The following is a 25,943-nucleotide window of genomic DNA, read 5'->3' as shown; positions in this document are numbered from 1 at the left end:
CGCGCCGCGATGTCATTCCTGCGCTGGATGTCGCCGGTCCTCGCGTTGCTTTCGATCGGCGTCACGGGTTGTCCTGGGAACTCGAGCTCGAGCGAGCCCAAACCGGCCCCGAGCCCGGAGGTGTCGGTCTCGCTACCGGGCGTGGACACCTCCTCGCTGACGCCGCGCGAGCGCCGAGAGTGGGCGGCCCAGGTCTCCGAGCTCCTCTCCCCCTGCCCCGACACGCCCGTGAGCATCGCGCAGTGCGTGAAGGAGCAGCGGTCGTGCAAGGCGTGCCTCCCCGCCGCGCAGCTCCTGCTCGATCAGGTCAAGGACGGCAGGTCGAAGAAGGAGCGCGAGGACGCGTTCCACATGCGCTTCGACGCGAACAAGGTGAAGACGCTCGTCACCGATGGCTCGCCGGACATGGGGCCGCCCGACGCGCCGATCACGATCGTCGAGTGGGCCGACTTCGAGTGCCCGTTCTGCAGGCTGATGGCGCCGCTGCTCGAGGAGCTCGTGAAGCGCTTCGACGGGCAGGTGCGCCTCGTCTTCAAGTTCTACCCGCTCTCGGCGCACGTCCACGGGGAGCCCGCCGCGCGCGCGGCGACCGCCGCGCTCAACCAGGGCAAGTTCTGGGAGATGCACCACCTGCTCTTCGAGAACCAGGACAAGCTGGAGCAGGCCGACCTCGAGCGCTACGCGCAGCGGCTCAAGCTCGATATGGTGAAGTTCCGCGCCGATCTCGTCTCGACGGACACCAAGGCGCGCATCGACAAAGACAAGCTGCAGGCCGACGGGGTCGGGCTCGAGGGGACGCCCCTCGTGTTCATCAACGGCCGCGAGGTCAACCTCCAGCTCCTCACGAACCCCGCCGAGGATCTCGAGGCGTGGGTCAAGCTCGATCTGGAGCTCCTCGGCAAGACGCCGCGGCCTGCGCCGCCGAAGCCGGCCGACGCGCCCGCCTCCGGAAGCGCGATCCCCGCCGCGAGCGCGACCCCTGCCGCGAGCGCGACCCCTGCCGCCGGCACCAGCACGCCGGCGGGCAGCGCGGCGCGCCCCGCGACCTCTCCTGCGCCCGCCCAGCCCGCTCAGCCGAGGACGCCTTGAAGGTCGCCGACCCGTGCGGCTGCTTCCCGACGGGCCGGCACTACCCTGGGATCGCGCACCTCCTCAAGGTGCGCGCCGTCGGTGTCGCGTCCGAGATCGACGCCGGCAGCGGCTGGATCGACCAGCCCATCGCCTTCGTCGACGTCGAGACGACGGGGCGCGATCCGGCCGGTGATCGGATCATCGAGCTCGGCATCGTCATCGGCCGCGCCGGCGAGATCCTGACGCGTTACAACTGGCTCATCCATCCGGGGCGGCCCATCCCGGCGGAGAGCACGGCCATCCACGGGATCAAGGACGCGGACGTCGAGGGCAAGCCGTCGTTCGCCGAGGTCGCCGAGGAGATCCTCGCCTGCTTCAAGGGGGCGATCCCCGCGGCGTACAACGCCTCCTTCGACCGCTCGTTCCTGCTCGCCGAGCTCGAGCGCGCGGGCATGCGCCCGCGCGAGCCGCCGCCCGCCATGCGGCGGGAGGTCGACTGGGTCGATCCGCTCACGTTCGCCCGCGAGCTCTACAAGAACGAGGAGAGCCGCGCCCTCGGCGACATGGCCGCCCGGCTCGGGATCTCGCTCGAGAAGGCGCACCGCGCGACGGACGACGCCGAGGCGGCGCTCCAGGTCCTGTACGCCTTCGCGAAGGATCCGCGGGTGCCTCGCGCCTACGGCGGCCTGATCCAGGAGCAGCGGCGGCTGGTCCGCCTGCAGGACGAAGCGCGGAAGCTCTGGCGGAAGGCGCCTGCCCCCGCCGCGCCCCCGACCTCGAAGCCCAGCTGACGTCATGGGGGACGCGCCGAAGCGACGCCTCCCGGTCGTCGGCAGCGGCGCGGCCGGCGCGGCGCCTCCCCGCGACGGCGCGGCAGCGCCGGAGAAGCGCAAGCTCCCCGTGCTGCAGAGCAGCGGCGACGAGGAGGGCGAGGACCGCCCGCCGTGGCACTGGATCGCGCTCGGGACGGTGGCGATCTTCATCGCGTGGCTGCCGCTCGCGGGCCTCGTCAACACGCTGCTGCGCCGGCTGATCGAGCGGGCGGGAGACGCCGAGGTCCAGGGCTCGGTGCGGCTCGCGATGGTGGGGCTCAACGCGATAGCGTTCGCGCTCGCCGGCGTCGCCGGCGGCTACCTCGTGGGGCGGTTCGGCGGGCGCGCCGGGCGGCGCGAGGCGGCCGCGAGCGGGGCCGTCGTCGCGACGCTCGCCTGGGCGCTCGCCCTCGCGGAGGGCGCGCCGGCGGGCGCGCTGGGGTGGGCGCTGCTGCTGGTCGTGGTGGTCTCGATCGGCGGCGCGGCCTCGTACGCCGGAGGCCTCGCCGGCCTCCGATCCCGCGCCGCTGCCGGCCCGCCGCGCTCGCGCTGAGCGCCGCGCCCGCGCGCTGCGGCGGCGCACGAGCGGCAGCTCAGATCGGGTCGAGCTTGTGAATGGGCGCGCTCGCGGCGGGGAGCTCGGCGTACGCGAGGGCCGTGCGAGGATCGCGCGCGTCGGGGGCGACGTCGAGCAGCGGCCTGAGCGCGAACACGCGCTCGCAGAGCCGCGGGTGCGGCACCACGAGATCCGGCTCCGCGACGACTTCGCCCTCGATCCAGAGCAGATCCAGATCGATCGTGCGCGGCCCCCACCGCACCGGATCCGGGCGCGTCCGCCCGAGCGAGCGCTCCACGGCGAGGGTGCGGTCGAGGATCTGGCGCGCTGGCAGCGACGTGGCGACGAGCACCGCGGTGTTCACGTAGTCGCCTTGCGGAGGGCCGCCTGCGGGCGGCGACTCGTAGCGCGACGCCTCGCGGAGCACGTCGAGCTCGGGATCCGCGCCGAGCGCCTCGATGGCGGCGCGGAGGGTCGCCAGGCGATCACCCAGGCTCGACCCCAGCCCGATGACGACGCGACGACGGGACCTCATGGCGAGAACCTACCATGCGCCGCGCGCCTTTCGGCGTCCCGCGGCGCTCCGCGACGAGAGCGAGCGGCGCTCCGTTTCGGAGCATCGTCGACGAGAGCGAGCGGCGCTCCGTTCCCGGAGCATCGTCGCGGGAGGGGCGCCGGCGCGACCATCGCGATCACTCCACCGGATCGGTGGTGCGGCGCCCCCCGCTGAGCCGCCGGCCTTCCAGCCGCGGGGGGAAGACGCGCCGGTCCTCGGGGCTGCGGCGCGGGATGGGGGAGCGGCGCTCTGCGGACGGATCGCGCTGCGCCGGCTGCGCGCCGCGCTGGAGCCCCACGAACAGCGCGCGCATCTCCTCGAACGTCGCCGGCATGGCGGCGACGACGGTCGCCGCGTGCGTCCGGCACAGGCTCAGCGAGCGCCCCTGGATGACCACGCGCGCCATCCGCGTCCTCGCGCGAGGATCCCCGGGCGCACCGCCCTCCCGATCGCCCAGCTCGCCGTCGTCACACACGGCACATCGCTCGAATGACTCGCCCATGGGGGAGCCTTCGCAGAGCCGGGACCTCCGGGCCAACTTTCCGGAGCGAGGCGGGTTACGCGTTCACGGCCCGGCCGCGCGCGCGCTCCTCGGCCCAGGCGATCACCCTCGCGGCCGGATCCACGCCGTTGAAGCGCCCGAGCTCCTGGATGCCCGTCGGGCTCGTGACGTTCACCTCGGTCAGGCGCTCGCCGATGACGTCGAGGCCCACGAAGTAGAGGCCGTCGGCGCGCAGGCGCGGCGCGACCGCGCGGACGAGATCGAGCTCGCGCGGCGAGAGCTCCGTCGAGACCACGCGCCCGCCGACGTGGATGTTCGAGCGGTGATCGTCGTCGCGGGGCACGCGGAGGATGGCGCCGAGCGGCTCGCCGTCGAGCAAGAGGACGCGCTTGTCGCCGTGGACGACCGCGGGCAGGTACTCCTGGACCATCGCGAGGCGGTGCCCCTCGCTGGTCATCATGTCCGCGATGGCGCGCGCGTTCTTGTCGCGCTCGTTGATCTGCAGCACGCCGAGGCCGCCCGCGCCGTCGAGCGGCTTGATCACCGCCGTGCCGCCGAGGGCGCGCACGAACGCGTGGATCTGCTCGCGGTCGGCGCTGACCAGCGTCTTCGGCGTCCACTCGGGGAAGTTCAGCGCGTAGAGCTTTTCGTTGGCGTCGCGCAGCCCGCGCGGGTCGTTCACGATGACCGGGCAGCGCCGCGCGCGCTCCAGGATCAGCGTCGCGTACAGGTAGCTGCGATCGAACGGCGGGTCCTTGCGGATGAAGATGGCGTCCACGTCCGCGAGCCGGAGCCGCTCCGGGCCCCCCGCGAGCGAGATGAACGGGGGCGCGTCGCCGATGAGCACCGGCGAGACCGAGGCGTGCGCCTCGCCGCCCTCGATCGAGAGGTCGCGCGGCAAGCAGTGGTAGCTCTCGTGGCCGCGCGCCTGCGCCGCGCGGATGAAGGCGAACGACGTGTCCTTGTCGTGCGTCACGCGGCTCAGCGGATCCATGACGAAGACGAAGCGCATGCGGTCTCTCGCGGGTGGGGGTTGGTCGGGGGGGACGAGGGAGGGGAAGACTGCGCCCGCTATCGCGGGGCGCAGGTTCGTGCGCTACGGGCTCATCCGCGTCGTTCGGCTCGCTGCGGCGTACTTTCGTACGCCTCACTCGCCTGCCTAGCGGCTGAGCCCGTATCACACGAACCTGCACCCCGCTATCTATAGAGCGGGCGCCGGCGCGCTCACTGCATCGCGGCGAGGACGAGCTGCGTGCTGACGTCGTCGCCGAGATCCGACGCGAGCGCGTAGCCCACGCCGCTGCGCTCGGCGGCGGCGACCGAGTAGCCGTTGATGTTGCCCACGTAGACGGGGCGCTCGCGCACGACGCGAGGCTGCAGGATCGGCTGCGCCTTCTGCACCGGGACCGCGCGCGAGTTGAACAGGTAGACCGTCACGCGGTGGTTGCCCCGCACCACGAACTGGAGCAGCGCGGCGCGCCGATCGCGCATCGTGTGCACGCGGGCGCCCATGAAGTTCGCGGGGATCGACTGGAACTGCGGCCTGCGGACCGGGACGCCGACGAACGGATCGAAGCGCGGGAGGTCCTCCGGGTTTGTCGTCTCCGGCGGCAGCGGCTGCGCGTGCTGGGTGACGAGATCGTCGAGCAGGACCTCGACGCTCTCGGAGGACGCGAGGTCGATCGCCGCCCTCGCGGCGTTCGCCTTCGCGGTGTCCGCCGGCGCTGCGTCCCGCTGCCGCGCCACGCCCACGATGAAGACGACGCCCGCCGCCGCGGCGAGCGCGATCGCGTACCCCTTGTGCACGAGGCGCGGCCTCGCCTCGGCCTGCTGCGCCGCGTCGCGAGCCGCCCCGCGCGCCTGCTCGTGCGCCATCGCCGCGGCGATGCGCGCCCGGAGCGCGTCCGGACACCCCGACGGCCGCGCCCGCTTCAGGCTCCCCCGCAGCGAGCGGAGCAGCCTCACCTGCTCGAAGCACGGCGGGCACTGGACGAGGTGGGACTCGAGATCGACGGCGTGATCCGGATCCAGCTCGCCGTCGATGTAGGCGCACAGCGCGTGATCGAACCGCGAACAGCTCTCGATCGATTTTGCAGCGTTCATGCGGCACCCCGCTTCCGCTTGCGGTACGCGTCCAGGTCGGCGGGCGCGTCCTTCGCCGCGTCGTCGCTGACGATGCCCATCAGCACCGCGTGCTCGCGCAGCGTCTTCTGGAGGAGCTTGCGGCCCCGGTGCAGCCGCGACATCACCGTGCCGATCGGGCAGCCCATCGCCTCGGCGATCTCCTTGTAGGAGAGCTCCTCGATGTCCGACAGCACCACCGCCAGGCGGAACTCCTCGGGCAGCGCGTCGAGGGCGCGCTGCACCTCCGCCTCCACGAGCGGCGTGAGCGCTTGGGTCTCCGGATCGCGCATCGCCCGCATCGTCGTCGCGCCGATCCACCCGTCGGTGAGCGGCTCGGCGTCGGGGCCGTCGAAGATGCCTCGCTCGAGGCCTCCGCGACGGTAGCGGTTGATGAACGTGTTCGTCAGGATCCGGAGCAGCCAGGCCTTGAGGTTGGTGCCCGGCTCGAACTGATCGCGGGCGCGCATCGCCTTGACGATGGTGTCCTGGACCAGGTCCTCCGCCTCGGTCGAGCTCTTGGTCATCCGGCAGCTCACGCCGTACAGCGTGTCCAGATGACCCAGGAGCTCGATCTCGAAGGCATCGGCGCGACCACCGTCGCTGCCGACCAACGACAGGTCCTGCGCTACGGACGCAGGTTTCTTGCTGAAGAAGAACGGCATGGGATCGACACGGGGAACAGAGGAGCGCCCTGGGCTATTCCAGCTTGCTCTCGCCCCCCGGAGCCTCGTCCGCGGATTCGTCCGCGCCGGAGCCCGCCTGGAGCGGAGCCGCACCCTCGATGGGTTCACCCCCGCGTCCCTGGAGCTTCGCCTCCAGCTCGTCAATGCGCTGTGACAGACGCTTGACGTCGGCCTGGAGATCGCGGACCAGCCCGAGGCCCGGGAGGATGGCGCGGATGCGCTCGTCGACGGCCTGCTGCCACTGATCGAGCGTCTGCTTCGAGCTCTCGACGATCCCGCTCAGGCGCCCCTTCGCGTGGCTCGACCTGTCCGTGTCGAGCGGCGGGGGCGGGTGGGACGACGGCGTCGTGGACGCCACCTGCTCCGTCCCCGGGACCGGCGCCGTTCCGGGCGCCGCCGCGCCGCCCTCTCCAGGGACCGCGCCGGGGATGAGCCGGCCGATCGGGCCCTCGCGCAGCTGCGAGAGCAGCCGCTCGCCGCGCTCCTGGATCAGATCCCTCAGCGTGCCGAGCGGGACCGAGCGCGGCTGCGATTTGAGATCTTCCGAGATGATCAGCGCCAGCGTGACCTCGGTCTTGTCCTCCTTGGTCGCGTTGTCGATGATCTGGACCTCTTCGCCAGCCCGGACCATCTCCCCTATCTGCTGCAGGGTGACGTAACGACTGTCCTTCGTGTCGTAGAGCTTCCGATTGGAGTAGCGCTTAATAACGCGACGCGGTACCTCGCCGCCTCCCAGAGTCTCCTTCGCCGTTTCCATCTCCTCTACGCCTCGAGTCGATTGGACCACCGCCAGAAACCTCGCGCAAGGAAAGATCACTCGATATCACTCAAATCATTCGACAAAAGAGACCGCGTGCAGGGGCCGGCGATCGATCTGCGTGACGTGGCAGCGAGCTATCCCACCGGGAGGCTGGCGCTGGAGGGGATCAGCCTGGAGGTGCGCGCGGGCGAGCTCTGCGCCGTCCTGGGGCCGAACGGCGCGGGGAAATCGACGCTGGTCCGGGTCCTCTCGGGGGCCCTGCGGCCCGCGCGGGGCGAGGCGACGTTGCTGGGGAGGCCGCTCGCCGGCATGGACCGGCGGGCGATCGCGCGGTGCGTGGCGGTCGTGCCGCAGGGGATCGCCTCGGCGCCCGGCTTCACGGTGCGCGAGGTCGTCATGATGGGCCGCGCGCCCCACCAGGGCGCGTGGATGCGCGCCGCGGGCCGGGACGAGGAGGCGGTCGCCCGCGCCCTCGGCGCCTGCGATCTCGTCGGGCTCTCCGGCAGGCCGGTGGCCGAGCTCTCCGGCGGCGAGCAGAAGCGGGTGGCCATCGCCCGCGCGCTCGCGCAGGAGGCGCAGGTGTTGATCCTCGACGAGCCCGGGGCCCACCTCGACATCCGCCACTCGATCGAGGTCCACGAGGTCGTGCGCAGGGAGGTGGCCGAGCGGCGCCTCGCCTGCGTCGCGGTGCTGCACGACCTCAACGCGGCGGCCCAGTACGCCGACCGCGTCGCGCTCCTCAAGGCCGGGCGGCTGGTCGCCCACGGCACCGTCGAGGAGGTGATGACCTACCGCCGGCTCAAGGACGTGTTCGAGGCAGAGCTCTACGTGGGCGTGAACGAGCTCGACGGCAGCCGGTACTTCCTCCCCGTCCGGGGCCGGTAGGCAAGTCGGTAGGTGGACGGCGCGAGCGCTTTTGTCCGCATTCTCGACCGAAGGAGCGGCGCGGTTTATAAGCGGCGCCATGCGCGGATCTCCACCCTGGAGAGCTCTCTCTCGAGGCTTCCTGCCGTGCCTCCTGGCCCTCCTCGCGCTCCTCGGCGCGGCCGGCTGCGCCGAGAGCAGGACGGCGCCCGAGCTCCTGAGCGTCGTCGACGTCGTGCCGCGCGAGGTCGACCTCGGCGACCGCATCGAGATCCTCGGGACGAACCTGCCCACGGCCGAGGCGAAGGAGGCGGTCGTCACGTTCCGCGGCACCCTCCGGCGCCCCGGCCAGGCGCCGCTCACCGGCCAGAGCATCGAGATCGACGGCGCGCAGGTCAGCAGCACGAAGATCTCGCTGATGTTCTCCGAGGGCCTGCAGGCCCGCTTCGCCGGCCGCGGCGACGACGCGGTGCACACGACCTTCCACGGCGACGTGATCGTCGAGATCCCCGCGACCGCGCAGGGGACGCTCCCCGTGAACGGCACGGTGCGCGGCGTCACGATGGACTTCCTCCCGCCGACCCCGCGCCGCGCCGTCATCGAGGCGCGCACGAAGGAGGGGGCGCGCGCGCTCGCGTTCTTCGGCATCGAGGTCGCGGCCGAGTCGCCGCCCGCCGGCGGGCTCGTCGTGACGGGCGTGCGCGACGGGAGCCCGGCGGCTCAGGCAGGGCTCCAGCGCGGCGACGTCATCACGAGCTTCGAGGGCGTGAAGGTCCTGTCGAAGGGCGACGTGATCCCGAGCGGCCACGAGCGGCGGTCCGCGGTCGGGATCCGGCGGGGCGCCGCGGCCCTGCCCGAGATCGCGCTCTCGACCGAGGGGTTCCACGCGAGCGCCCCGACCGATCTGCTCGGCGCCGGGATCATCCTCGGCATCGCCGCCGCGATCATCCTGCTCTTCATGGCGCCGACCGCGGGGATCATCACTTGGGTCGAGCGCCGCGTCTCGGCGCGCATGCAGTCGCGCATCGGGCCGAACCGCGCGGGGCCGCAAGGCTTTCTCGTGTGGGTGGCCGACGGGATCAAGTCGATCATGAAGGAGGACGTCATCCCGGCCGAGAGCGACAAGGCGCTCTTCCGGCTCGCGCCCTACCTCGTCTTCGTCGGCGTGTCGGCGACGTTCGTCGTCATGCCGTTCGGCCAGTACCTCATCGCGGCCGACCTCGACATCGGCATCCTCTTCGTCATCGCCGTGACGTCGCTCGTCACCATCGGCCTCATGACCGGCGGCTGGGCGTCGAACAACAAGTGGTCGCTCCTCGGCGGGATCCGCTCGGCGGCGCAGATCATCAGCTACGAGATCCCCGGCGCGGTCGCGATCGTGTGCATCGTGATGATGACGGGCTCGCTGCGGCTCCAGGACATCATCGGCGCGCAGGGCGGCACCGGGGCCTCGTTCCTCGACGTGGGCGGCTGGCCCTGGCACTGGTTCGTCTTCCGCAACCCGATCACGTTCGCGCTGTTCTTCCTCTACTTCACGACGGCGCTCGCGGAGGGCAACCGCGCGCCGTTCGACCTGCCCGAGGCGGAGAGCGAGCTCGTCGCCGGCTACTCGACCGAGTACTCGGGGATGCGGTACCTCTTCTTCTTCTTCGCCGAGTGGGCGAACGTCTTCGTGATGTGCGGCATCGCGAGCGCGCTCTTCCTCGGGGGCTGGCAGATCCCCGGCGTCTCGCCGGCCCAGCAGGAGGCGAGCTTCGGGCTCCAGCTCGTCGGCGTCTTCCTCTTCCTGCTGAAGAGCTGGGCGCTCGTCTTCGTTGTCATCTGGATCCGCTGGACGCTGCCGCGCGTCCGCATCGACCAGATGATGAACCTCTGCTGGAAGTGGTTCGTCCCGCTGTCGTTCGTGGCTTTCCTGCTGACGGCGCTCTGGATGGTGATCGGCGTCAGCAAGACGGTCCAGCTCGTCATCAGCGTGGTCACCTTCGCCGTCTGGGCGTACCTGTTCATCCACTTCATCCGCAGGGTCCAGCACAACCTGCGGGAGGCCAAGGTTGCGCTCCACCTGAATCCGTTCCTGTGAGCGCAAACCGCGGTGCCACCTCGGCCTTGCGCTGAGGTATGCTGTCGGCGTGGCGGTCCCCTCCAGCCCGGCCTCCGACTTCTGCTCCGCGTGCGGGTTCCCGCTGCGCGGGCCGCGGTGCGAGGCGTGCGGGGTGGACCGGCCGCCGGCCCTCTCCCTCTCGCGCAAGCCGCCCGCGGACGCGGACTGGGACGGGAGCTCGGTCGACGCCTGGCGCTCGCGCGACCCGGTGCGCTTCGTCGCTCACTGCGCCTCCGCGGAGGCCGGGGCGAGCCTCCAGGCGACCACGCTGCAGGAGGGCGTGGGGTGGATCGTTCCGCTCGGGGCGATGACGCTCTTCGTCTCGCTCGACGCGGCGAACGAGCGGGTGTCGATCGACGTCCCGGTCGTGCGCGTCGCGGAGCGGCACCGGGTGCCGCTCCTCAGGACGGCGCTGGAGCTGTCGGGCGGCGCCGAGCCGTTCCGGCTCTGCCTGCGGGAGGATCTGCTGCTGCTCCGCCGCGTCGGCCGCGTCGCCGCCTTCACGCCGGAGGCGCTGCGCCGGGCGCTGCGCGAGAGCGGCGAGGCGGCGCGGCGGCTCGGGGAGACGATGGCCGCGTGGTTCGACGCGCGGCCGCCCTTCGCCGAGGAGCAGCGGGCGGGCCTCACGTGGGCCTCCGCCGGCCGCGCCCGGCCGCTCAAGAGCTTCACCATCCCGCCCGTGCCGGTCCGCCCTCAGAGCGCTCCCTCGGTGCGGGCCGCCGCGCCGGCGACGCCGGTCTCGGGGGCGCGGACGCCGCTCGAGGAGCTCGCGGCGTGGGCGGCGCCCCCCTTGCCGCGCCTGCCCGAGTCGGTCGCGCGCCCCATCCGCGACGCGGACGCGATCCCCGACATCCTGTCCCCGTCCCTGGCGTCGGTGCCGGCCGCGAGCGCCGCGTCGTCGAAGAACGGCGGCGCGCCCGCGCCCAAGGCCGGCATCCTCCCGCCGGCGCACGACGCGGGCGCGGCGTCGAAGGCGGGCGGCGGCGCCGCGGCGCCCGGGTCCGAGGGCGGCGCTGCGAAGCCCGCCTCGGGGAGCGCGGTGACGGCGGCGCCGCTGCCGGGCGAGCAGGCGCCGGCCGCCGAGACGCCGGCGCAGGTCAGCGATCGCCGCAGCGCGCGCACCGTGCCCTTTCGTCGCCCGTCCTCCATCATGGCGGCGACGCCGCTGTCGGTGCGCCCGCCCGCGCTGCCGGAGGTGGAGATCGACCCTCCGTCGCGCCGGAGCATCCCGTCCCGCCCGGAGTCGGCGAACGCGGCGGCCGATCGGTTCTGCCAGCTGCTCCGGGACGCGCAGGTGCTCGGCGCGGCGCTCAGCTTCCAGGAGCGGCCGGGCGTCATGGTGCTCCTTATCCGGTGCACGGTCTTCCGCGCGATCTACGAGCACGGCGAGGCGATGCCCGACGCGGTGGCGCACCTCTACCGCTGCACGGCGGCCGCGACCCGCGAGCTCATCCAGGCCGAGGGCGGCGCGCGCCGCGGGAACACCGCCGGCGTCGCGGAGCCGGCGCTCCTCGCGATGGAGCGGCTCGTGGCGGTGCGCGGCCAGGTGCCCGAGGAGAAGCCGCTCCACATCGATCCGCTCACCACGGCGGCGCTCGCGCGCGAGCACCTCGGCCGCTACCTGCGCGAGATCGAGCGCGCGCCGGCCGACCCGATGCTCCGCCACTTCCTCGCGATCGGCGCCCTGTCCGAGCTCCTCGTGCGCACGAAGCTGCCCGTCAAGACGGAGCAGCGGCTGCGCGACATCGTCGCCTACGCGCAGCGTGACGGCGCCAAGCCCGGCACGATCGAGCTCCTGATGACGGCGCTCTCGAGGATCGTCGCGCAATGACGTCGCAGCTCGCGGCGCACGGCGACGGCGATCTCGCGCTGCTCCACGAGCGCGTCGCCCGCGCCCGTCGCTCGGTGGTGGCGATCCGCGCCGGCGCGCTCGTGACGACCGGCTGGGTGGCGCTCGGCAACGGCGTCGTGGTGGCGAGCCGGCGCGGGCTCGGCTACCCGACGGAGGTCGCGCTGGCGTTCGAGGACGGGCGCGGCATGGCGGGGCGGGTGATCGCCGCGGACGTGGGCCGGGACGTGGCGCTCGTCGCGCCGGCCGATCCGCCCGGCGTGGCGGCGCTCGCCGTCCGCGCGCCGTCCGAGCCGCGGCTCGGCGAGCGCGCCGCGGTGCTGAGCTGCCTGCCGGGGCAGAGCCTGCGCCTCGCGGTCGCGCGGGTCTGCCATGTGGCGCGCAAGGTCGACGGGCAGATGCCCGTGTTCGAGCTCGACGTGGCGGCGCCCCTCGGCGCGCCGGTGCTCGACCCGGAGGGGCGGGTGATCGGGGTTGTCGCGGCGCCGTCGGGCGCGGCCGGGGAGCTCGCGGGGCACAGCGTGGTGGTGCCGGCGGGCGCGTTCCAGCCGCTGCTCGCGTCGGTGGACCGGCCGCTCGTGGAGCTCAGGGAGCGGGCGCCGGTGTACCGCTGCCCGGCGTGCGAGGAGCCGTTCGACGTGGAGTGCGACCGGTGCCTTGGCTGCGGCCGGCTGCTGCCGCACGCGTACGCGCCGTGCCCGGCGCGCGCGGGCGTCGAGCGGGTGATCCGGCAGGGCCTGTCGTCGCTCGGGCTCATCGCCAACCGGGCGCGCATCGGGCCGCGTGCGTGGCGCATCGCGCAGCGGCCGTATCCGACGGCGGAGACGGCGACGCAGGTGGACATCGAGATCGACGAAGAGGGGCGCCTGCTGACGCTGCGCGCGCCGGTCGTGGGCCTGCCCTGGGCGAACCACGAGCCGTTCTACCGGTTTTTGCTCACGATGAACGACCAGACCACGGGGGAGTTCCGTGTGTCGCTCACGGGCGACGAGGTGTCGGCGTCGTGCGTGGCGTCGCTGGAGGGCTGCGCGGACCACGATGTGGCGCTGCTCATCGATGGGCTCGTGCAGATGGCCGACGAGTACCGGAGGACGCTGGCGGAGACGTTCGAGGCGGCGCCCAGGTTCGAGTCGGCGGCAGGGCGCTGAGGGGGCGGGCGCGGGAGAGGTTCCAGTCGGCGAGCGGGGAGCGGGGAGCGCGGGCGGGGACGAGGTCTCGCCGAGCTGACCGGCCATCGGAGGGCCTACGCCCCGCGACGCGGTACCACGGCGCGGGGAAGCGTCGGGCGTGCGTCGGGAGGGAGCGGTCACGCTCGCGAAGGTGCTCGTCGCCGGTACGGAGGCTTCGCGCGCGCTCTGGAGGCTTCGCGCGCGCTCCGGAGGGTTTCCCGCGCGCTCCGGAGGTTTCGCGCGCGCTCCGGAGGGTTTCGCGCGCGCTCCGGAGGTTTCCCGCGCCGGGGCGAAGACCAAAATTCCCGGGAAAATCGTTACACGGCGCCCGCTGGACGGCGCCGGGCGGGCGGCGGACTCCGCTAAGTACGCGAAATCTCGTGCTCCAACGCGCGCGGAAGGTTTCCGGAGCGCGCGCGAAGCTTCCGGAGCGCGCGGGAAGGTCTCGGAGACGAGCCCGAGGTGCGAGACTGTGTTGTGGATTACTTGATTTGGGCGTCGCCGGTCACTTCACCTCGCTCTGCTGGGTTGGGGGGCGTGGCGGTGGGCTTACCCGGGTTGGGCGGCGCGGCGGTGGGCTTGCGTTGGCGCACCTTGCGGCTCGCGAGGCCGAGGCGGATGAGATAGCTGCGCTTCTTGATGACGGCGCGGGCCGTGGTCGACCATTCGTCGAACCAGGCGCGCAGCTTGGCGAGCGCCTCGCGCCGGCGCGCGGACTCCGGGAGCTCGGTTTGCTCGGGCAGAGGCGATGTCGGGCCGAGCGCCACGTCGACGAGCCCCTGGAGGCGCTTGCGCTCAGCCTTGTCGAGGCCGCGGGTCCCGAGGAAGGCGACGGCCTTCTTGTCGCTCTGCTTCAGCCCGGTGCGGCCCGGGTCGGTGCCATTCTCGAGGGCATCGAGCCGCGCGAGGAAGGTGGCCACTCCCTGGACGGCGGCAGTGCCGGTGGAGGGCGCGAGGTCCTTGAAGACATAGGTGTTCACCTCGGGGAAACGCCGGCGGAGCGCGGCGCCATGACGGGCGAAGTTGGGCTCGTCCCACTGATCGAGCTCACCCGTCGCTGCGCGCTGCGCTCTGGCATCGTCGGTATCGGCCGACGCGCCAGGCTGGCGGGGAGCGGCCAGGACATCGAGGAGGAGCGCGCGACCCTCCAGGATATCGTCATCGGTCATCCCCGCCCCGGCCATCAACGTGCGAATCGCGGCGACCGCGCCTATCCCCATCAGGAACTTGGTGACGCGCTCCGGCGTGGTCTCCAGGACCGTATCCGAATACTCCATGCTGACTTCCTCCCTGCCGACCGGGAGATCCGGACGGCGGCAATGAGAACAGAAGCTACAATGGGTGTTTCGACGGTTGGAAGAGGATTGTTGCGCGCACGGGCGTGAGCGAGCGTCGGTTTTTTGCTCTATCGGTCCGGTGCGAGCGGCGCTCGGTGGACTCGGCGACTTGGGGCAATCGCGGACTCCGTCGGATGCGCGGGTGAATGCGCGGGCAAATGCTCGGGCGGACGCGCGGAAGGACGCTCCCGGCGCGAAGCATGCGAGGCGCCCTGTCACGGGGGAGCCCGGCGATGGTGCGTGCGCTGAGGACGGATGGGTTGGCTGGGATCCGGACGACCCGTCGAACTACGCGCTCGGTGCGAGCGATGTGCCGTGGGTCGAGGTGCCGGACATCTCGGAGGTGGACGGGGCGTTCGAGGAGGGGAGGGACCCGTATGCGGCGTACGGGGACGCGGTGCTCGCGGCGCTGGAGGCGGACGTGAGCGGCGGAGCGGTGGTCGCGCGGGCGGACTTCGTGGCGAACGTGCGGGCGTGGAGGGCGAACAGCGCGGCGCTGGAGATCGCGCTGCGCGACCGGAGGGGCGTGTCGCTGGCGGAGACGAACGCGTTCCTGAAGGCGCAGAACCGGCTGACCGGGTTCGTGCGGCGGTTCATGGATGCGTCGGACTGGTCCGAGGACTCGCCGGTACCGGCGGATCTGCGGGCGCAGGTGGACACGGTGCTGAAGCCGCGGTTCGAGGCGCTGGCGGATCGGATGAAGGACAGCCTCAACCTGTGGACGGGCGACGCGCTCGACCTGGAGCAGACGCAGCTCTACCAGACGATCAGCGCGTTCGCGGGGGCGATGTCGACGATCGGCGAGGGGTTCGAGGCGTACGGCGAGATGACGCAGACGCTGGTGCACGCGACGACGCGCATCGGCGTGGGGTTCGTGCCTGTGGTCGGGCCGGTGCTCGACCTGTGCGAGGCGGTGACGGGCAAGTCGTTCTGCCTGCCGTCGGGGGAGGAGCTCAGCGACGAGGAGCGGATCTTCTCGGGGGTGGGGTTTGGGCTCGGCGCGGTCGGGCACGTTTGGCACGGAGTCGCTGCCGCAGGCGCCCTGCGGCCGGGAGCGTTCCGGGTCGCCAAGAAGATCGAGGAGATCGAAGAGCCCGTCTGGGCAGCGATTCGCGCGAACCGGCGCAACTGGTACAAGACGCTGCGTGGGGCGGTCACGAGCAAGTCGCTCGACGCGATGGAGAAGAAGGCGGCCAAGTTCATGCTGGACGACGGGCGGGCGCTCGTCGGGGTGGGGGATGACGGCGTGCGCACAGTGCTGGATATCCCGAAGCAGTCACCCCCTGGCACCGACCTTGCCAAGGCTCCCGATTTCCTGTCGGTCACCAAGGGGAACGCGCTCGCTCTCTCGGAGGTGAAGTCGATTGAGGAGGGGAGCATCGACGTCGATAAGGCGCTCAAGCAGTTGAGGAACGGAATGGAGGCACTCAAGAAGAAGGGGCTCGCCGGAGATGTCCAGAGGGTCGAGCTGATCATGCCCAAGGGCGCGCCGCTCAACAATGAGGATCTGAAGATAGTGAACGGCTACTTGGTGAGGGTGAGCACGGGCGAGCGCATCACCATCAAAGGGTTCAAGAATCTGGTGATGGTCATCCAGCTATGAGCGATTCAGGTCCTTGGTTCTACGCGTGGTGTGACGAGGCGGCGAGAGTTGAGGCGTTCGAGGCGGCCCTGGTCGCCCTCGTCCACCCGCAGGGGCGCTGCGATGTCGACATTACCTCGCTCGACACTCCTGCCAGGATATGGCGTCGCTCGATTCTCATCGACGAGGTTGTCACGGTGACACGTGCCGCCTTTGCTGCGAATACGCACGTCTCCGTCGACTTCGGAGTGCAGCTGAGGTCTGGGCGTTGGCCTTGCTTCGACATCGAGTGCTTCGGCGCGGAGTACGAGCACCGGTCCCCATCCGGCCCGCTGCGCGGGTCGCCGTTCGACCGGAGGGATGTGCTCCCGTGGCGCCTCGAGATCGCCTTAGGCGGGAGCGTGGGCGGCGTGGAGATCGAGGCGGCGATCGCGTCGATGCAAGCCCAGCAGGACATCGAGGATCTCCTGATCCGCCTCTGCGCGCCGGAGGTGCATGCGCGCGTGAAGACCGGCGCGTGCGTGGGTGTCGGGGACTGGGGCGCCCCTGCCGAGACGTGCGCGACCTACCACGCTGACGTCGCATCGATCGCGCGCGACCTGGCCCTCTCATGGGTCCATCTGTACGAGGGTTACAAGACGCCATGTACAGCGGGCATGTCGCTCGACTCGCTACGCGCGTGCATCGACGCTGCTCCGCATGGGGCATGTGTCGGTATCGCAGGCGATGTCGAGCTTGTGCGCCAGCACATGCGGATGGACTGGGCCGCAGCGGCATCGAGAGACACGCGGCCTACGCGCGCCGAGGCTGTTCGTCGCGGAGCGCGCGCCGCCATCGAGGGAGACGCCGAGCTCACGCGCGAAACCGTCATCAAGGCGCTTGATACGCCTCCGAGCCTGCTCCTCGATGCGCTCGAAGCCTCTGCAGTACCGGACGACGCATGGCGCTCGGTCGAATCGGCCGCCCTTGAGACCATCGCAGCCACGAAGGCGGGCGCGCCCACCTACGAGGCGGACGTCACCTCGCGCAAGCACGTCCAGTTCATCGAGCGCCACGCCCCCTACCACGTACGGCGCACCCCGAACGGCGGCGTCATTCTGGCGACCCACCCCTACCGCACGCTCTGGCCGCTCTGGGCGGACACCCTCTTCTTGCTCGGTATCACGTCATGACGAAAGGACATGTCCGCTCCGCCTCGCGGCTCACTGCATTTCATCAAGGCCTCTCGGCCGAGTAGAATCGGTCCTATTGTCTATGAATAACGGACGTCACGAAAGGATGGGCGAGCTCTCGCGTCTCGTTGAGCTGGTGCTCGACGTTGCAAGGAGTGCTCTGGAGGAACAGGGGACATTTCTTCCCGGTTCCATCGCGGTCGACGCCGCCGGGAAGTATGCCCTCGGCGTGGCGCCGCACGGCGGTGTTGACGGCTGGACGCTCCTCACGACCGCGTTCCGGCAGCGCGCGGCGGCCGAGGAGCTCCGAGCGGTCGCGCTCTATCGAGACGTGCGGGTCCGCGAACGAGGCGCATCGGAGGACGTGGACGCCATCCATGCCGTCGTGGAGCTCGCCTCGGGGGAAGCGGTCCATGTGTTCCAGCTCTATCGCAGGAACGACACGGGGCAGGTCGTCTACGACAAACCGGAGATCGAGCAGGCACCCTCCGTCATCTTCGCGGAGTCGCATTGAAGCAGGAGGCGCGAGGCGGCGCGTGAAGAGCGGTGGTCGGAGTCCTGGAGCGAGCCAGGCGTTCTCGAGGCCGTCGACCCATGAGGGAGGGCGAGCCCTCCTACGAGGTGAGGGTCGCCACGGGGAGGCACGTCCGGTTCATCGAGCGCCACTCGCCCTATTACGTCCGGCGCCTTCCCAGTGGTGGCCTCCTGCTGGCAACCCACCCCTCCCGCACCCTCTGGCCGCTCTGGGCGGATGCGCTCCTCGTGCTTGGCATTATGCCGTGAGTGAAAACCGCGGATCGTTTCCTCGGATCATAACGCGCGCCCACCGCTCTCCTGAGTTCACCTTCTTCTTGCTGGCGATCACATCATTGATGTAACGGTCGGCGTGTGACGCGCGTGGGCCCATCGATCCTGGCAGGCCCGTCGCCCATCGTCGGAGCAGGAGGCGCGGTCCATGAGCAAAGATCCTCACGCCAAGCGATTCGAGATCCAGCGGCTCGTCGAGCGGTCGCTCGACTTGGCGCGGCGCGCGCTCCTTCAAGATGGCTCGTTTCTCCCCGGATTCATCGCGGTCCAGCCCAACGGGAAGTACGACATCGGGGTCGCAGCGCAGGGCGGCAGCGATGGATCGAACCTGCTCATCAGCCGGCTGAGGCAGAAGGCCGTGACAGAGCACCTACGAGCGGCCGCGGTATATCGGGACGTGCGCGTCCGGCCACGCGGATCACTGGAGGACGTCGATGCGGTTCAAGTCGTGGTCGAGCTCGTGTCGGGGGAGTCATACAACGTGTTTCAGCTGTACCGCTTGGACGACGAACAGCTGATCTTCGAGGAGGGGCCGGACGTCGAGCGTGCCCCCTCCGTCATCTTCGCGGAAGCGGTTCGTATGGCGGAAGCCGCCAGGCGATGGTGGGAGTTCTGGAAGTGAGCGCCGCGACCGCTTCCTCCCCCGCGCTCGACGCTCAGCCCGGGCACTCCGCGCATTATCCACTCCACAGTCGCTGCCGCGCCATCCGCCGCATTTCACGCCCTCGAGCCACGCGGCGCCTCGCTGGTCTCGACTCGGGCACAGCTGCCTGACACGAGGCAGCTGTGCCCGAGTCGAGACTAGGGCGCCGAACAGATTGAATGCTGTCTGAATTCATTAAGCTGCGATGCCCAACCGTTCTTCCGAGAAGCAAGCTCCAAGGGCAAGGAATGCGGGAAGGAGAGCAACCGCAAGGGCGCAAGGGGCGCAAGGGACGAGAGACGAGAGACGAGATATTTTCTTGCCTTCCCCTTGCGCCCCTCGCGCCCTTGCGGTTGCTCTTCCCTTCTGTTGATTTCCTCGCGACTCAAACGTCATCGGTCCTCTAGCGTACGCCAGCGATAGGCCGGTCGGCCGCGCCTGACGGCCCTTCTTCCGGGCGAGAGATGCCGCGATGAATGGCGTCACCAATGCCTCGACGCCGGCGTCGCAATGCCGCCCGAGCGGCCCGCGTTGCTTGCGGATACGCCAGGATCCACGCTACAACTAGGCTTCTCAAGCACACGCGCGCTCGCTCGCCGCGAGGTGCGCGGCGGCGTGCCCGGCAACCCCGGAGGGAAGGTGATGGCCCAGCTCCTCACGGCTTCGAGCGTCCTTTTGTGCCCGCATGGCGGCACGGTGAGCATCGTTTCGTCCAACGTCCGCTCCCAGGCGATGGGCGGCGCCCTCGCGCGCGCCTCCGACACCTTCCTCGTCAGCGGGTGCGCCCTGGCCGGCAGCTCCCCGCCCTGCGTGACCGTGAAATGGATCGTGCCGAGCGCGCGCAGCAGGGCTGCCGGCGACAGCGCGCTCACCACGGACAGCGTCGGGCTGTGCATGTCGGCGGCGAACGCCCCTCTGGGGAGCGTCGTGGTGGCCGTCGCCCAGCCCAGGGTGAGCGGGCAATGACCGCGGCGGACGCGCAGGACGAGGCCGATTGGCACGAGGCCAACCGGCGGTACCTCGTCGCGCGCCTCGCGGCGCTCGGGTGCCTGCTCTCGCCCGGATCCGGCGGCGAGGACGAGGCCCGGCGCGCCATCGCCGAGGCGGCCGACGCCCTGCGCGCCCCCTCGGCGATCGACCGGGTGGCGGCCCTGTTCGATCTGTCGCCGTTCGAGCGCGATCTCCTGCTGCTCTGCGCGGGGGTCGAGCTCGACGCCTCCTTCGCCGCGCGCTGCGCGGCCGCGCAGGGCGATCCGCTGCGCGTCGCCCCCACCTTCAGCCTCGCGCTCGCGGCGCTGCCGGACGCGCACTGGGGCGCCCTCGGGCCGGGCGCGCCCCTCAGGCGCATGCAGCTCATCGAGGTCGGTCAGGGAGAGACGTTGACGCTGAGCCCGCTGCGCATCAGCGAGCGCGTGCTGCACTTCATCGCGGGCGTCGAGCACCCCGAGGAGCGGCTCGTCGGGCTCGTCGCGCCCGTGGCGCCCGTGGCGCCCGTGGCGCCGGTCGCGGCCCCGCTCGCCCCCTCGCAGGCGCGCCTCGCCGCGCGGATCGGCGACGCCCTCCGCGCCGCGGAGGCCTCCGGCGGCGCGGAGGCCTCCGGCGGCGCGCGGCCGATCGTGAGCCTCACCGGCGCGGATCCGGCGTCGCGCCGCGCGGTCGCCGCGGCCGCGTGCGCCTCGGTCGGCCTCGGCCTGCTCGCGCTCTCGGCCGACGCGCTCGCCGCGCGGCAGGACGCCCAGCTCGTGTGCCGGCTGCTCGGCCGTGAGGCGGTGCTCTCGTCCTCCGCGCTGCTCGTCGAGGCCGATGATCTCGACGCGACCGACGCCGCGCGGGCCGGCCTCGTGGGCCGCCTGCTCGACGGCCTGCCCGGCCCCGTGCTCGTGAGCGCGCGCGAGCGCCTGCGGCTCGGCCGCGCGCCGGACGCGGCGTTCGAGGTGTCGCGCCCCGCCGCCCAGGAGCAGGCCGCGCTCTGGCGGCAGGTGCTCCCGGCGGCGCAGGGCGGCCTGATCGACCGGCTCGTCGCGCAGTTCGATCTCGACGAGCCCGCCCTCCGGAGCGCCGCCGCGGCCGCGGCGAGCGCGGGCGACGGCGCCGATCCGGACGTCGCGCTGTGGGACGCCTGCCGCGCCGAGGCGCGGCCCGCGCTCGACGAGCTCACCCAGCGCATCGAGCCGGCCGCCACGTGGGACGACCTGGTGCTGCCCGAGGCCGCGCGCGCGTCGCTGCGCGAGATCGCGGCGTCGCACCGGCAGCGCGGCACGGTGCACGGCGCCTTCGGGTTCGCCGAGCGCGGCGCGCGCGGGCTCGGCGCCGGCGCGCTCTTCGCGGGGCCGAGCGGCACGGGCAAGACCATGGCGGCCGAGGTGCTCGCGGCCGAGCTGCGGCTCGATCTGCACCGCGTCGACCTGAGCCAGCTCGTCAGCAGGTACATCGGCGAGACGGAGAAGAACCTGCGGCGCGTCTTCGACGCGGCCGAGCGGGGCGCCGCGATCCTCCTCTTCGACGAGGCCGAAGCGCTCTTCGGCCGGCGCGGCGAGGTGCGGGACACCGTGGACCGCTACGCGAACATGGAGGTCGCCTACCTGCTCCAGCGCATCGAGGCGTACCGGGGCCTGGCGATCCTCACGACGAACCTCGAGCGCAACCTGGACCCCGCGTTCCTGCGCCGGCTCCGGTTCGTGGTGCGCTTCCCGCTGCCGGGCCCGGCGGAGCGGGCCGCGCTCTGGCGGCGCGCGTTCCCGCCCCGGGCGCCGGTCGTGGGGCTCGACGTCGAGCGGCTCGCGCAGATGAGCCTGACCGCGGGCAGCATCCGGAACGTCGCGCTCCGCGCCGCGTTCCTCGCCGCCGAGGCGGGGACGCCCATCCGGATGGATCACGTGCTCGCCGCGGCCCGGGCCGAGTACGAGAAGCTCGGGCGAGGCGAGGTGAGGGCGGAGGGCGGCTGAGCGCCCCGGCCCGCTCCGCCCGGCGCTCGCGTCGAGCACCCGTTGCGCCGGCGAGCCTCCACGGTGTCCGGGCGCGCGCCGCCGCGACGGGCGCGGCTCACCGCGGGGCCTCCACGGTGTCCGTGCGCGCGCCGCCGCGACGGGCGCGGCTCACCGCGGCTCCCGGCTCGCCGGCAGGACGAGCCGGCCCGCGTCGACCACCTTGCCCATCTTCTGGTACTCGCGCCGCGCCGCGTGCACGAGGTGCCGCATGCCGATCGGCGCGCCCTCCTCGGCCGCGAGGAACGACGCGGCGAGCGCGACGTTGCGGATGTAGCCGCCCGACAGATCGATCCGATCCGCGAGGAAGGCCAGATCGACGTCGGGGCCGAGCGGCGCCTCGGCGGGCCAGATCTTCTGCCAGATCTTGAGCCGCTCCGCGGGCCCGGGCGCAGGGAACTCGATGACGAAGCCGAGCCTGCGCACGAACGCCTCGTCCACGTTCTTCACGAGGTTCGTGGCGAGGATGACCACGCCGTCGTAGGCGTCGACGCGCTGGAGCAGGTAGCTGGTCTCCTGGTTGGCGTAGCGATCGTGCGCGTCGCGCACCTCGGTGCGCTTGCCGAAGAGCGCGTCGGCCTCGTCGAAGAAGAGCGCGGCGTTCGCGGCCTCGGCGTCGGCGAAGAGCTCGGCGAGGTGCTTCTCGGTCTCGCCGATGTACTTGCTCACGACGCGGCTCAGATCGATGTGGAACAGCTCGACGCCGAGCTCGCCGGCGATGACGCCCGCGGCCATCGTCTTCCCCGTGCCCGGCGGCCCCGAGAAGAGCGCCGAGAGCGGGCGGCCGGGGCCGAGCTTCCGCTCGAAGCCCCACGCGCCGAGCACGCGGCTCCGGTGCTTGAGCTGCAGGCAGACCTCGCGCAGCGCGGCCTTGCGATCCGGCGGGAGGACGAGGTCGTCCCAGCCGAACTGCGGCGGGATGCGGCGCGCGAGGGCGGCGAGCTTGCGGCCGTGGCGCAGCCGGCACGCGGCGGTGACGTCGGCCATGGACACGGGCCCGTCCGCCGCGCCGCGGAGCCGGGCGAGGCTCCGCGCGGCGTCGGCCGCGTCGCGGATCTGGCCGCCGGTGAGCCGGAAGGCGCCGGTCAGGGCCTCGAGGTCGACGTCGGGCGCGCGGCGCTCGCCGAGCGCGCGCGACCAGAGCTCTGCCTGCTCCGCCGCGCCCGGGCGGGGCAGCTCGGCCCGGACGAACGCGCGGCCGCCGAGGGCGCCGGCGGGCTCGAACGGCGCGTCGCCGGAGAGGAAGACGGGGCCTTCGTGCGCGGCGATCGCCGCGAGCAGCGCGGCGCGCGCGGCGGGGCGGGCCTCGTCGAGGACGGCGTCGGCCGCGACGAGGTGCAGCGCCGCGCCGGCGAGCCGCGCCTCGCGCGCGGCGAGGCGCGCGGCGCGCGCGAGATCCGGCTCGCCCGCGGCGAGCAGGCCCGCGCAGTCGACCGCCACGAGCCGCGCGCCGAGCAGCCGGCAGAGCGCCTCCGCCGTGGCGCGCTTGCCCGCGCCGTAGGGGCCCTGGAGGTACACGATGGGCCCGCCCGCGCCGCCCTGCGCCGTGACGAAGCGCGCGAGGCCCTCCTTGAGGGAGGCGGGCAGGAGCAGGTCGTCGAGCCGCGCGCGGGGCTCGTCGAGGCGGGCGTGCGGGGCGAGGCGCGCGTCGAGCTGGTCGTCGCCGTGGAGGTAGGCGGCGATGCGCTCGTCCACAACGACGGCGTGCGCGAGCAGCGAGGCGCGGGGGGCCGACGGATCGGCGCGCAGGTGCACGAGCTCGTGACGGAGGAGCGGGGCGCGCGGCGAGAGGCGCGCGCGCGCGGCGAGGCGCGCCTCGAGCGCGGGCGCGAGGCACTCGACCGCGGCGCCGGCGGTCGCCTGGCCCCCGCCGTCGGGGTCGACGAGGGCGAGCAGGCGCCCGGCGTCGCGGTCGAGCTCGGCGAGCAGCGCGAGGAGCAGGAGGTCGAGGTCGAGCCGAGAGAGCGCGAACCGCTCGGCGAGGTCGGCGAGGCGCAGCGGGACGCCGCGGCGCGCGCTCTCGTCGCAGTGGCGCGCGATGTCCGCGGCCATGGCGTCCGCGGCGGCCTCGGCCTCGGCCAGGGCGGGCGTGAGGTGGGTCGGGGCGGCGCCGCCGGGGCGCACGCCCCGGTCGAGCAGCGCGAAGAGCTCCTCCTCGGGGGAGAGCGCGGGCCCGCGCGCCCCGCCGCCCGGGGCCGGCCTGGCGACCGCGATGCGCAGGAGCAGCGCGATGCGGTCGAGCTCGGCGCGCAGGTGCTCGAGCGAGCTCGCGAACGGCGCGGCGGGGCGCATCGGGGGGCGGTGCTCGACGGGGGAGAGGGGCATGGGTGCGATCTCGCCGCGCCGGCTCAGCCGGCCGGAGGCGCCTCCGCGGCGGCGCCGCCCGAGGCCTCGCCGGAGCGCTCTTGCTCGAGCACCTCGCGGAGGACCTGCATGGCCCCCTCGATGCGCAGGAGCGTGCTCGCGACGCCCTGGCGCCGGGCGTCGAGGTCGGCGACCACCTTCTGGCCGGCGTCGTATTCGGCCTGGAGCTGCTTCATTCGTTCTTCGAGGTGGTGCTTCATTGGACGGGGTTTCCTTTCATCGCGTCGAGGCGACGCTCGAGCGCCTGGAGGGCCTGGTCGTGCGCTTGCACGGCCCGGGTGAGCACGGCGAGGATGCTGAAGGGAGCAATGGCTTTCCGGTCGGGGGTGCCCACGAGATCGGGCACGTCCTCGGCGATGAAGCCCACCTGGAGGCGCTGCTCCGGGTCGTCCTTGTAGGCGTAGGTGACGGGCGTCAGGTTGCGGAAGACGGACAGGGCCTCCTCGGCCGGGAGGGCCTGGATGTGGTCCTTCAAGGCCGCTGCGGAGGTGACCGTTACCCCACTATTGGTCGTGACGTTCCCGCGCAGGTTGACCGTGGCGCCGGCGAGGCCGATGTTCACCGTGGTGCCAGAGAGCTTGCCGATGTCGACCGTGCTGCCTGCCGTCGAGCCGAGGCTCGCGTTGCCGCTGACGCTCAGGGTCGCGGCGCTCACGCTGCCGTAGACCGTCAAGTTCTGGGCGCTCGCTATGCCGCTGATGGTCAGGTTCGCGAGGGTCGTGTTGCCGCTGACGGTCAAGGCCCCTGCGCTCGCGTTGCCGCTGACGCCCAAGGTTGCGGAGCTCGCGCTGCCAACCGTCGTCAGGTCGCCTGTGACGCGGAGATCCTGGCGGACCTCGACGCGAGACCGGCTGCTGCCTCCCCCTGTATTTCCGACGAGGACGAGCGCCTTTGTGGCACCGGTACTGTTGACGATGAACGAGCGCGAAGTATCTCCGCCGCTCGGCGCCACAGAAGTGGAATTGAGCGTCAAACCGGAGGTGGTCGAGGTGTCGACGGCGAGGCTCCCCATGGAAACGCGCGTGTCCCCGTCCACCGTGAGGCGCGCGCTCGTTTGGGGCAACGAGCCTCCGATAGCTACCCTGCCGTCGTCGGTGATATAGAGTCGCCTCGGCGAAAAAGCGCTGCTTTCAATGTCGAGCACGTTCGCGCTTTGGTACGTCTCGAAGATGAAGCTGGGGGCGCGCAAGAGCATCTGGTTCGACGCTTCCGCATTCGAGGCGAAGATAACGAAATTCCTGAAGACTTGCCCGTCGATATCCTCGTCGAACGCCCCGATGGCGCCCTTCGGCACTCCGCTCGGCGTGATGACGTCGAGCCGTCGTGCCGCACAATTCCCCGTGACACTGGCATCGCCGGTGATGCTCAAGCTCGCGTTCAGCTCCGCCCAGCCAGGGCTCCCGTCGCCCTTCGCCCGCAGCGCGAAGCTCGTCTGGCTCGGCCCGGGGAGCCGCAAGCCCGAGTAAATGCGCCCCTCCGGGCCGACCGAGACCACGCCCGATGTCCTCTGGACCGTGCCGAGCACGATCTGGTGGGGGACGTTAGCGTTCAGCGCGACGACCTCGATGAGCGGCGTCTGCTTGAAGCGCGTCGCCTCGGGGGCTCCCAGGTTGTCGTTCGGGATCCGATCGCCCAGCTCGTCAAAGAGCATCCTGAGGAACCATGTCCCGTTTCCAGCCGGGGTCACGTTCACCGTCCGCGCCGTCTCGAGCAGGATCTGCCGCCCCGTGTCGTCGACCGCCGCGCCCGGTGACACGGTGAGCACGCCCGCGTTGACGGTGACGTTCAGGCCCTCGAGGATCCCCGCGACGTGGAGGAGCCGCTCGTGCCGGTGCCGCCGATCGGTGTGGTGGTTCTGCTCGTCGATGAAGTCCTGGTCCTTCAGGTACTGGCCATCGAAGTAGCGGACCCGCGAGGTGACCGTTCCGGGAAGCTCATACTTGGGTGACATCCATTGATCGGGCATGGTGCTTTCTCCATCCGTTCTACATTGAGTCTCGCTCGACG

Annotated in this window: 22 protein-coding genes and 1 pseudogene; 13 read left to right on the top strand and 10 right to left on the bottom strand. The window is 72.0% G+C overall.

What is annotated here, in order from left to right:
- Positions 1-9 precede the first annotated feature (9 nt).
- From WME90_RS39790 to WME90_RS39780, 3 genes are read left to right on the top strand one after another with little or no spacing between them, the layout of a single operon-like run.
- Complete coding sequence (locus WME90_RS39790) at positions 10-1,089, top strand: DsbA family protein (protein ID WP_437277299.1); 1,080 nt, start codon at positions 10-12, stop codon at positions 1,087-1,089.
- A complete protein-coding gene (locus WME90_RS39785) occupies positions 1,086-1,862 on the top strand; it encodes a 3'-5' exonuclease (RefSeq protein ID WP_437277298.1) in 777 nt (258 codons plus the stop codon). The genes WME90_RS39790 and WME90_RS39785 overlap by 4 nt, the downstream gene beginning before the upstream one ends.
- Positions 1,863-1,866: 4 nt before the next feature.
- A complete protein-coding gene (locus WME90_RS39780; RefSeq protein WP_437277297.1) occupies positions 1,867-2,436 on the top strand; it encodes a hypothetical protein in 570 nt (189 codons plus the stop codon).
- Positions 2,437-2,476: 40 nt separating this feature from the next.
- Here the strand turns inward: WME90_RS39780 and folK are convergent, their stop codons facing one another.
- The 6 genes from folK to WME90_RS39750 form a co-directional block, all read right to left on the bottom strand.
- Complete coding sequence (gene folK / locus WME90_RS39775) at positions 2,477-2,974, bottom strand: 2-amino-4-hydroxy-6-hydroxymethyldihydropteridine diphosphokinase (protein WP_437277296.1); 498 nt, start codon at positions 2,972-2,974, stop codon at positions 2,477-2,479.
- Positions 2,975-3,131: 157 nt separating this feature from the next.
- Positions 3,132-3,497, bottom strand: a complete 366-nt coding sequence (locus tag WME90_RS39770; RefSeq protein ID WP_437277295.1) for a hypothetical protein — start codon at positions 3,495-3,497, stop codon at positions 3,132-3,134.
- A 55-nt stretch (positions 3,498-3,552) separates the two neighbouring features.
- Entirely contained in the window at positions 3,553-4,509 is a 957-nt protein-coding gene (gshB, locus tag WME90_RS39765) for a glutathione synthase (protein ID WP_437277294.1), read from the bottom strand.
- Between the two features lie 212 nt (positions 4,510-4,721).
- Positions 4,722-5,600 (bottom strand): anti-sigma factor family protein, encoded by an 879-nt coding sequence (locus tag WME90_RS39760; protein WP_437277293.1) that lies wholly within the window; start codon positions 5,598-5,600, stop codon positions 4,722-4,724.
- Positions 5,597-6,283: a sigma-70 family RNA polymerase sigma factor gene (locus WME90_RS39755; protein ID WP_437277292.1), complete on the bottom strand. Its 687-nt coding sequence runs from the start codon at positions 6,281-6,283 to the stop codon at positions 5,597-5,599. The genes WME90_RS39760 and WME90_RS39755 overlap by 4 nt, the downstream gene beginning before the upstream one ends.
- A 34-nt stretch (positions 6,284-6,317) precedes the next feature.
- On the bottom strand, positions 6,318-7,061 hold the full coding sequence (locus WME90_RS39750) for a polyhydroxyalkanoate synthesis regulator DNA-binding domain-containing protein (protein WP_437277291.1): 744 nt from the start codon (positions 7,059-7,061) through the stop codon (positions 6,318-6,320).
- Positions 7,062-7,208: 147 nt separating this feature from the next.
- On the opposite strand from WME90_RS39750, the pseudogene WME90_RS39745 reads away from it, so the two are divergent.
- From WME90_RS39745 to WME90_RS39730, 4 genes and pseudogenes are all read left to right on the top strand, one after another.
- Positions 7,209-7,949 (top strand): annotated as a pseudogene (locus tag WME90_RS39745) (ABC transporter ATP-binding protein); the annotation flags it as partial.
- Positions 7,950-8,028: 79 nt separating this feature from the next.
- Positions 8,029-10,008 (top strand): NADH-quinone oxidoreductase subunit NuoH, encoded by a 1,980-nt coding sequence (gene nuoH, locus WME90_RS39740; protein ID WP_437277290.1) that lies wholly within the window; start codon positions 8,029-8,031, stop codon positions 10,006-10,008.
- Between the two features lie 49 nt (positions 10,009-10,057).
- Complete coding sequence (locus WME90_RS39735; protein WP_437277289.1) at positions 10,058-11,860, top strand: hypothetical protein; 1,803 nt, start codon at positions 10,058-10,060, stop codon at positions 11,858-11,860.
- Entirely contained in the window at positions 11,857-13,026 is a 1,170-nt protein-coding gene (locus WME90_RS39730; protein ID WP_437277288.1) for a trypsin-like peptidase domain-containing protein, read from the top strand. The genes WME90_RS39735 and WME90_RS39730 overlap by 4 nt, the downstream gene beginning before the upstream one ends.
- A gap of 503 nt (positions 13,027-13,529) precedes the next feature.
- Here WME90_RS39730 and WME90_RS39725 read toward each other — a convergent pair.
- Complete coding sequence (locus tag WME90_RS39725; protein ID WP_437277287.1) at positions 13,530-14,324, bottom strand: hypothetical protein; 795 nt, start codon at positions 14,322-14,324, stop codon at positions 13,530-13,532.
- 202 nt (positions 14,325-14,526) lie between these two features.
- On the opposite strand from WME90_RS39725, the gene WME90_RS39720 reads away from it, so the two are divergent.
- The 6 genes from WME90_RS39720 to WME90_RS39695 all read left to right on the top strand — a co-directional run bounded on the left by WME90_RS39720 (position 14,527) and on the right by WME90_RS39695 (position 21,533).
- A complete protein-coding gene (locus WME90_RS39720) occupies positions 14,527-15,987 on the top strand; it encodes a hypothetical protein (RefSeq protein ID WP_437277286.1) in 1,461 nt (486 codons plus the stop codon).
- A gap of 380 nt (positions 15,988-16,367) precedes the next feature.
- Positions 16,368-17,138 carry a hypothetical protein gene (locus WME90_RS39715; protein ID WP_437277285.1) on the top strand — a complete coding sequence of 257 codons (771 nt, stop codon included), beginning with the start codon at positions 16,368-16,370 and terminating at the stop codon, positions 17,136-17,138.
- 106 nt (positions 17,139-17,244) lie between these two features.
- Positions 17,245-17,652: a hypothetical protein gene (locus WME90_RS39710; RefSeq protein ID WP_437277284.1), complete on the top strand. Its 408-nt coding sequence runs from the start codon at positions 17,245-17,247 to the stop codon at positions 17,650-17,652.
- 441 nt (positions 17,653-18,093) lie between these two features.
- Positions 18,094-18,567, top strand: a complete 474-nt coding sequence (locus WME90_RS39705; RefSeq protein WP_437277283.1) for a hypothetical protein — start codon at positions 18,094-18,096, stop codon at positions 18,565-18,567.
- Between the two features lie 636 nt (positions 18,568-19,203).
- Positions 19,204-19,554: a hypothetical protein gene (locus WME90_RS39700; RefSeq protein WP_437277282.1), complete on the top strand. Its 351-nt coding sequence runs from the start codon at positions 19,204-19,206 to the stop codon at positions 19,552-19,554.
- Positions 19,551-21,533: an ATP-binding protein gene (locus WME90_RS39695; protein ID WP_437277281.1), complete on the top strand. Its 1,983-nt coding sequence runs from the start codon at positions 19,551-19,553 to the stop codon at positions 21,531-21,533. Before WME90_RS39700 ends, WME90_RS39695 begins: the two co-directional genes overlap by 4 nt.
- Before the next feature lie 150 nt (positions 21,534-21,683).
- Here WME90_RS39695 and WME90_RS39690 read toward each other — a convergent pair whose 3' ends face one another.
- Genes WME90_RS39690 through WME90_RS39680 form a run of 3 tightly spaced genes read right to left on the bottom strand, consistent with a single transcriptional unit; the run spans position 21,684 to position 25,902 of the window.
- Complete coding sequence (locus tag WME90_RS39690; RefSeq protein ID WP_437277280.1) at positions 21,684-23,897, bottom strand: ATP-binding protein; 2,214 nt, start codon at positions 23,895-23,897, stop codon at positions 21,684-21,686.
- Positions 23,898-23,920: 23 nt separating this feature from the next.
- On the bottom strand, positions 23,921-24,136 hold the full coding sequence (locus WME90_RS39685; protein ID WP_437277279.1) for a hypothetical protein: 216 nt from the start codon (positions 24,134-24,136) through the stop codon (positions 23,921-23,923).
- On the bottom strand, positions 24,133-25,902 hold the full coding sequence (locus WME90_RS39680; RefSeq protein WP_437277278.1) for a tail fiber domain-containing protein: 1,770 nt from the start codon (positions 25,900-25,902) through the stop codon (positions 24,133-24,135). The genes WME90_RS39685 and WME90_RS39680 overlap by 4 nt, the downstream gene beginning before the upstream one ends.
- Between the last annotated feature and the right edge of the window lie 41 nt (positions 25,903-25,943).

The sequence above is a fragment of the Sorangium sp. So ce375 genome (assembly GCF_051473855.1).
Taxonomy (GTDB): domain Bacteria; phylum Myxococcota_A; class Polyangia; order Polyangiales; family Polyangiaceae; genus Sorangium.
The sequence above is the reverse complement of the archived record's forward strand: the minus strand, read 5'-3'. Positions and strand labels throughout refer to the sequence as shown.